This is a genomic window from Roseburia sp. OF03-24, from assembly GCF_003463035.1.
Lineage (GTDB): Bacteria > Bacillota > Clostridia > Lachnospirales > Lachnospiraceae > Roseburia > Roseburia rectibacter.
This window is the reverse complement of sequence record NZ_QSCK01000024.1, coordinates 61,222-67,478: the sequence shown is the minus strand read 5'-3', so window position 1 is coordinate 67,478 and position 6,257 is coordinate 61,222. Positions and strand designations below refer to the sequence as shown.

9 protein-coding genes are annotated in these 6,257 nt (G+C 41.0%); 1 reads left to right on the top strand and 8 read right to left on the bottom strand.

The genetic code is table 11. The features are described 5' to 3' along the window. Window positions 1-152: 152 nt before the first annotated feature. Complete coding sequence (locus DXA60_RS12960) at window positions 153-1,037, top strand: AraC family transcriptional regulator (RefSeq protein WP_117921825.1); 885 nt, start codon at window positions 153-155, stop codon at window positions 1,035-1,037. Between the two features lie 82 nt (window positions 1,038-1,119). Here the strand turns inward: DXA60_RS12960 and tsf are convergent, their stop codons facing one another. The 8 genes from tsf to DXA60_RS12920 all read right to left on the bottom strand — a co-directional run bounded on the left by tsf (window position 1,120) and on the right by DXA60_RS12920 (window position 6,252). Beyond that, complete coding sequence (gene tsf / locus DXA60_RS12955) at window positions 1,120-2,055, bottom strand: translation elongation factor Ts (RefSeq protein WP_117921823.1); 936 nt, start codon at window positions 2,053-2,055, stop codon at window positions 1,120-1,122. A 28-nt stretch (window positions 2,056-2,083) separates the two neighbouring features. Then, window positions 2,084-2,827, bottom strand: coding sequence for a 30S ribosomal protein S2 (gene rpsB, locus DXA60_RS12950; protein WP_022112309.1), 744 nt, complete (start codon window positions 2,825-2,827; stop codon window positions 2,084-2,086). 236 nt (window positions 2,828-3,063) lie between these two features. Beyond that, window positions 3,064-3,645 carry a hypothetical protein gene (locus DXA60_RS12945; protein ID WP_117921821.1) on the bottom strand — a complete coding sequence of 194 codons (582 nt, stop codon included), beginning with the start codon at window positions 3,643-3,645 and terminating at the stop codon, window positions 3,064-3,066. Further along, on the bottom strand, window positions 3,642-4,271 hold the full coding sequence (locus DXA60_RS12940) for a DUF6115 domain-containing protein (protein ID WP_243006880.1): 630 nt from the start codon (window positions 4,269-4,271) through the stop codon (window positions 3,642-3,644). Before DXA60_RS12940 ends, DXA60_RS12945 begins: the two co-directional genes overlap by 4 nt. Before the next feature lie 65 nt (window positions 4,272-4,336). Then, complete coding sequence (locus DXA60_RS12935) at window positions 4,337-4,660, bottom strand: hypothetical protein (RefSeq protein ID WP_117921817.1); 324 nt, start codon at window positions 4,658-4,660, stop codon at window positions 4,337-4,339. 25 nt (window positions 4,661-4,685) lie between these two features. Next, entirely contained in the window at window positions 4,686-5,450 is a 765-nt protein-coding gene (locus DXA60_RS12930) for a FliA/WhiG family RNA polymerase sigma factor (RefSeq protein WP_117921815.1), read from the bottom strand. Window positions 5,451-5,470: 20 nt separating this feature from the next. After that, a complete protein-coding gene (locus DXA60_RS12925) occupies window positions 5,471-5,746 on the bottom strand; it encodes a hypothetical protein (protein WP_117921813.1) in 276 nt (91 codons plus the stop codon). 20 nt (window positions 5,747-5,766) lie between these two features. Further along, on the bottom strand, window positions 5,767-6,252 hold the full coding sequence (locus tag DXA60_RS12920) for a chemotaxis protein CheD (RefSeq protein ID WP_117921811.1): 486 nt from the start codon (window positions 6,250-6,252) through the stop codon (window positions 5,767-5,769). Window positions 6,253-6,257: the final 5 nt, after the last annotated feature.

Below are 6,257 nucleotides of genomic sequence, written 5' to 3'. Positions count from 1 at the left end.
GGCTTGATGCAATTTGCCAATCGAAAACCCCCGGAACCACCCTACACAGGGCAACTCATGCTTGGATATATTGTGTATTTTCAGGTAGTAAAAAAGCTGGCAGCAGATTCGCATATACAGACCAAAATCTGCACCGGCAGAATGGAGTTTTTATGGCAATCAGTTTATCTTTAGACCAAAAAGAAAAAGCAAAACACGGTGAACAGCTCTTTCCTCTGCAATGCTATGTCACAAACCTGTCTGCCACCTGTCCGGCAGTCACTGCGCACTGGCACGATGAGGCTGAGTTTACAATGATTACAAACGGAGGCTGTACCTATCAGATACAGCTTTGTCCCTATTCTGCAGATGCGGGAGATCTTATATTTGTACCACCTTTAGTCCTTCATTCTATCCACGCTGACACAGATCCGGTAATGACTTCCGAAACATATGTTTTTCATATGAATTATCTTGGCATGGGAAACGCGGATATCTGTGCAGTCAAATATCTCGCGCCGCTTGCAATGCAAAAATTAATTCCTCCTTATATCATAAAAAAAGAACATCCCATCTATGGAGACGCCCTGTCGATTTTTCAAAGGCTTAGTCAGCTTTATCACAGTAAATCCATTGGTTATGAACTGAAGATCAAGTCTCTCCTTTTAGAACTGATCGCTCTGCTGCTTCCTTTCTGTCAGGAAGATTCTGCATTTTCCCAGCTTTCCAATGAACACACCAGCAAACTGAAAGCCGTGTTAGAATTCATTGAACATCATTATGCAGAGCCTTTATCAATCGCCGATCTCGCATCCATCTGCTGTTTCAGCGAATACCATTTCATGCGTTTTTTCAAAAAATATATGGGAGAATCTGCCATGGAGTATGTACGGAATATCCGACTGGAAAAAGCGGCAGAGCTATTCGAACAGGGTGCAGAATCCTCTCTTGAGGTCTCACTTTCCTGTGGATTTAATAATTTATCCTATTTTCATCGGGAATTTAAAAAGAAATATGGAATGACACCAGGAACTTTCCAGCGGAAGATCAATATTTAGAGTCAAAAATAACCCTTATAAATGATGTCTGCATCATTCATAAGGGTTATCAATATGTTCAGGAACTTAGCACAATATCAAATTAAGCATTCATCTGAGCTGCAACTTCTGCTGCGAAGTCTTCCTGTTTCTTCTCAAGACCTTCACCAGTCTCAAAACGAACAAATCTCTTAACTTTTACAGTACATCCAGCTGCTTTAGAAACCTCTTCAAGGTATTTAGCAACGGTCTGTTTTCCATCCTCAGCTTTTACGTATACCTGATCTACTAAGCATACTTCTTTTAACTCTTTGCTGATACGTCCTTCGATCATACCGTTGATAACTTTCTCCGGTTTCTGGGACTCTTTCGGATCGTTCATGATCTGAGCTAAAAGAATCTCTTTCTCATGTGCGATATAATCAGCACTTACTTCGTCTCTGGAAACGTATTTTGGATTTAAAGCTGCAATCTGCATTGCAATGTTAACCATAGCCTCTTTTACAGCATCATTAACAACATCAGTATCAGCGTCTACGATAACACCGATTCTTCCGCCGCCATGTACATAAGAAACTACGCAGCCATGCTCTGCAACAACTTTCTCAAATCTACGGATCTTTAAGTTCTCTCCGATTACAGCTACTTTCTCTACTAATGCATCGTTAACAGTCTTAGAAGCATCCTCGTTCCATGCCTCTGCCATAAATGCATCCATATCTTTTGCATCAGAGTTTACAGCCTGAGTTGCTACTGCTTTTACGAAATTCTGGAATGTCTCATTCTTAGCAACGAAATCAGTCTCAGAGTTAACTTCAACAACTGCTGCTGTTGTATCATCTTTTACAACAACGGTGCAAAGACCCTCTGCTGCGATTCTGCTTGCTTTCTTCTCAGCCTTAGCCTGTCCGTTCTTTCTTAAGAACTCAACAGCCTCGTCCATATTTCCGTTAGTCTCGTTTAATGCTTTTTTACAATCCATCATACCTGCGCCAGTCATCTCACGCAGTTCTTTTACCATAGCTGCTGTAATAGCCATTTTTCAATCCTCCAAAATTAATTTGTTCTTATGCTTCCTCTACTGCTTCGTCAGCTGCTGCAGACTCTGCCTCTTCTGCAGTCATCTCTGCACCCTGATTAGCCTCGATAACAGCATCTGCCATCTTAGATACGATTAATTTAACGGCTCTGATAGCATCATCATTACCCGGAATTACATAATCTAACTCTTCCGGATCACAGTTTGTATCAGCGATACCAATTAATTTGATTCCTAATGTATGAGCTTCCTGGATACAGATTCTTTCTTTCTTAGGATCTACAACGAAGATTGCATCCGGGATCTTTTTCATTTCCTTGATACCACCAAGGTTTTTCTCTAATTTCTCCCACTCTTTTTTCAGTGCGATAACTTCTTTCTTTGGTAATACCTCGAAAGTACCATCTGTTGCCATTGTCTCGATCTCTTTTAATCTTGCAATACGGCTCTGGATAGTTCTGAAGTTGGTCAGCATACCACCTAACCATCTCTCATTTACATAGAACATTCCGCAACGCTCTGCCTCAGTCTTGATTGCATCCTGAGCCTGCTTCTTTGTTCCTACGAAAAGAATTGTGCCACCTGCTGCTGCGATATCAGATACTGCTTTGTAAGCCTCATCTACTTTACCAACGGATTTCTGTAAATCAATGATATAGATTCCGTTTCTCTCTGTGTAGATGTATGGAGCCATTTTAGGGTTCCATCTTCTTGTCTGATGTCCAAAGTGAACACCTGCCTCTAATAACTGTTTCATTGAAATAACGCTCATGTTTCTACCTCCTGGTTTTTGTTGTTATAAAAAGCTGTGCGTCAGGCTTTTTATAAGTTGCTTCCATGTGTTTCATTCTTTCAGACGACCATCTGGCACCAGCCTGTCAGTCCACACATGTGTTTGTTTGGAATATTCTTTTTTATTCCGTCATAACCTTGCAAATTATAACATACGCCCCAACCAGAATCAAGTACTTTTTTCTGATTGGAGCGTATTTTTTATTTTATTCTATTTTATTGCTGCTGTTCCATCGGTCCGGCTTTTAAAATATTTGTAATTTCTTCATAAGATGCGTGATACGGAATCTGGTAGGTTCCAGCACTGATAAAGGAAGCATAACCAACTTCACTCAAATATTTGCGTAACCCTTCCGAATCATCGATCACACCATTGGCAGCAAGATTCTCACACATTGTTCTGCATACATCTCCACGGTTTACAACAAGCGTAAACGGTTCCTGCTGTGCTGATTCTTCATTTTCTGCATTCTCTGTATCTTCTGACGGCGCATCCTGCTGTGTTTCTTCTGTTGCCTGCTCTTTTGGCACTTCTGTCTGCTGTTCTGTCTCCTGCTGTGCTTCTTCTGCTGCCACCTGCTGTTCATTTTTCTGCTGTGTTTCTTCCGGTTCTGTGGTTTCTGTCTCTGCAGCGACTACACTGTCCTGTTCCGGCATAATCATACCAAGCTGGGATGCCTTTTCAATGATCTGTGCATCTGTCATTTTAGGTTTCTGCATTGAAAAGCAGCTTACAAGAATAATTGTTGTGACAATGATACCTATACCAAGTCCTCTTAAATAATATTTTAGCTTCACGAATCTGTATCCCCTTTATAAAGTCCAAGTACAAGATTAACCTCTCCGAGTCCTACTCCTAGTGCTTTTGCAATCTCAACACTCTGCATTCCCTTTTTGCGCATTTCAAGAATCTTACCCGTGTGGTTTTCCTCTGTATCAGGATTTTCTTTCTTTTTTACGACTGGGATTTTCTGTTCTTTTATTTCCACTTTTTCTTCTACGGACTCAGGCCTCGCCACAGGAACTGGCTCCGGTGCTTTTTTCTTTGCCAACCCATCCTGTATACTCTTGACATTTGCTGCGATCTTCTGCAGATCAGTAGCAAGACCTGTCAGCTCTGCATGTTTGTCATTCAGCATATTATAAAGAAACATGATCTCATTATGGGTTTTATTCATGTTTTCCATGACTGTATCTGAATATTCACTGATGGCCATGATCTTTTCATTTGTTTCTTTTTCCAGTGCACGCTCCACTTGTTCCGAAGAAGCATCGATCTGTGTCTGAATTGCCTCCTCTACTTTACTGCTGGCATCTGACAGAGCACCGTCAATGATTCTGCCCAGTTCGTCCTTACTTAACTCTGCAATCTTATTTAATTCGGATGGAGATAAGCGTTCCGTGATAAAAAAACTTCCAACCATAAAAACAACCCCCGTCAGAAGCAAAAAAATTACTATTCCCGTCATATCAACTATTACGCCTTTCGTTATATTTTGACATCAAAGCTGGTCCTGCGTTCCTTAACATGAACACTTCCTTCATCCTCTTCTGACTGACCATGCTTTTTTTTCTTTTTTCCACTACCGTTATAACTGTTATTTCCTTTTTCCCGGGCATCATATCGAAATTCCTGATTATCCTTCTGTTCCGGGTCCTGTACTTTGTGGGACAAATCAGATTCCTGTTTTTCCTGCCTTACCTCAATGTTATACTGATCTACGATCGGTCTGCTGTCCTCCGCATGCTTAATGTTGCCAATGTCCTGCGTTCGTTGTATCATTCCACTCAAATCAACTGGTCTTATCGACATAACATATCACCTCCGGACTCTTCTGTCAGTCAATCAGTATTCCCATATAGTTTCCCATCTTTTTACGCATTTTTAACAATGCCTTGGTATGAAGCTGCGAAACCCTCGATTCCGAGACTTCAAGGATGCTGCTTATTTCCTTTAACGTCAGATCCTCATAATAATATAATAAAATAACTTTTTTCTCTTTTTCTGTCAAAAGCTCCAGTGACTCCATCAGAACTTTTTTCAGTTCTTCTTCCTGAACAGACTCCTCGGGTTGGATGAAATGTGAATTATTTTTTGCATCCATCACAGGTTCTCCGCCCTGCTCCACAAATTCATTCAGTGAGATAACATTTGTGACATTTAACTGCGTCTGCCAGTCATTTAATTCTTCCTCACCGATTCCTAATTCTTTTGCTATTTCTTCATCCGAAGCATTTTGTCCTGTCTTAGTTTCGATCTGCTTGATCGCTTCCTCGATCTTCTTGCGTTTCTGCCGCACCGTCCGTGGAATCCAATCCATCTTTCTTATCTGATCCAATATGGATCCACGTATTCTTAAACTTGCATACGTCTCGAACTTTACATCTTTTCCACGATCAAATTTATCTATTGCGTCTATCAGTCCAAATATACCATAGCTAACCAGATCTTCATACTCTACGTTATATCCGAGATACATGCTAAGCCGTCCTGCCACAACCCGCACCAGTGGAGCATACTCGATAATAATTTTCTCCCGCAGCTCCGCGGAAGGATTTTTCCGATATTCCTCCCAGAGCTTTTCTTTTTCTACCGTTTTCATATGAAGCCCCCACGTTTCAGTTATTCGTCATCCTGTTCATCGCTTTCCTGCTCCGGTTCTGCCTGATCTTCTGACTCTGCCGGAGTTTCTTCACCATCCGTGGTTTCCTCTTCCATATCCTTAAAATTTTTATCAATCAACAGTTTTACAATCCCGCCAATAATATAAAACACAATTAAGACAACCAGCAGCATTTTTACAAATCTGCCGGTTTCCATATGTCCCGCCATTCCCGCAATACAGGCAACCAGTCCTGCCACAAGCATAACGATAGCTGGTATCGGCTTTGTTTTCATAATGCATCCATGCCTTTCTATCAGATAATCTTTAAAGGTTTGCCTACTGATTTGATATAAAACTCGCCTGTATCACAATGAAGTTCAACAGTACGACCATAATTAAGTCCTGTATCTTCTGCAACAAGCCTGATTCCAAGCTGCTTTAATTTTGCTTTTGCCGCCTCTGCATTTCGCGCACCAATATTACCAACATCTGACAAACCACTCACTTCAAACATTTTTGCACCGCCGGCAATTTTAGCGATCAATCTGCCCTTATTTGCTCCTGCCGCAATTACACGGCGTAATAATTCATCAATCCCTGTATCTGCAAACTTTGCGATATTGCTGTTATTTCTGACTTTTGTACTGTCCGGGAGCATATAATGAACCATTCCCCCAACTTTTGATACCGGATCATAAAATACCAGTCCAATGCACGAACCCAATCCCAAAGTTGTAATAACATCAGGGGCTTTACATATATTCAAATCTGCCATGCCCACTTTTATTACTTCGCTCATATATC

What these genes read in the sequence shown, in the direction of transcription:
- DXA60_RS12960 (WP_117921825.1), top strand. Translation starts at nt 153, where the DNA reads ATGGCAATCAGTTTATCTTTAGACCAAAAAGAAAAAGCAAAACACGGT.
- tsf (WP_117921823.1), bottom strand. Translation starts at nt 2,055, where the DNA reads ATGGCTATTACAGCAGCTATGGTAAAAGAACTGCGTGAGATGACTGGC.
- rpsB (WP_022112309.1), bottom strand. Translation starts at nt 2,827, where the DNA reads ATGAGCGTTATTTCAATGAAACAGTTATTAGAGGCAGGTGTTCACTTT.
- DXA60_RS12940 (WP_243006880.1), bottom strand. Translation starts at nt 4,271, where the DNA reads ATGGTTGGAAGTTTTTTTATCACGGAACGCTTATCTCCATCCGAATTA.
- DXA60_RS12935 (WP_117921817.1), bottom strand. Translation starts at nt 4,660, where the DNA reads ATGTCGATAAGACCAGTTGATTTGAGTGGAATGATACAACGAACGCAG.
- DXA60_RS12930 (WP_117921815.1), bottom strand. Translation starts at nt 5,450, where the DNA reads ATGAAAACGGTAGAAAAAGAAAAGCTCTGGGAGGAATATCGGAAAAAT.
- DXA60_RS12925 (WP_117921813.1), bottom strand. Translation starts at nt 5,746, where the DNA reads ATGAAAACAAAGCCGATACCAGCTATCGTTATGCTTGTGGCAGGACTG.
- DXA60_RS12920 (WP_117921811.1), bottom strand. Translation starts at nt 6,252, where the DNA reads ATGAGCGAAGTAATAAAAGTGGGCATGGCAGATTTGAATATATGTAAA.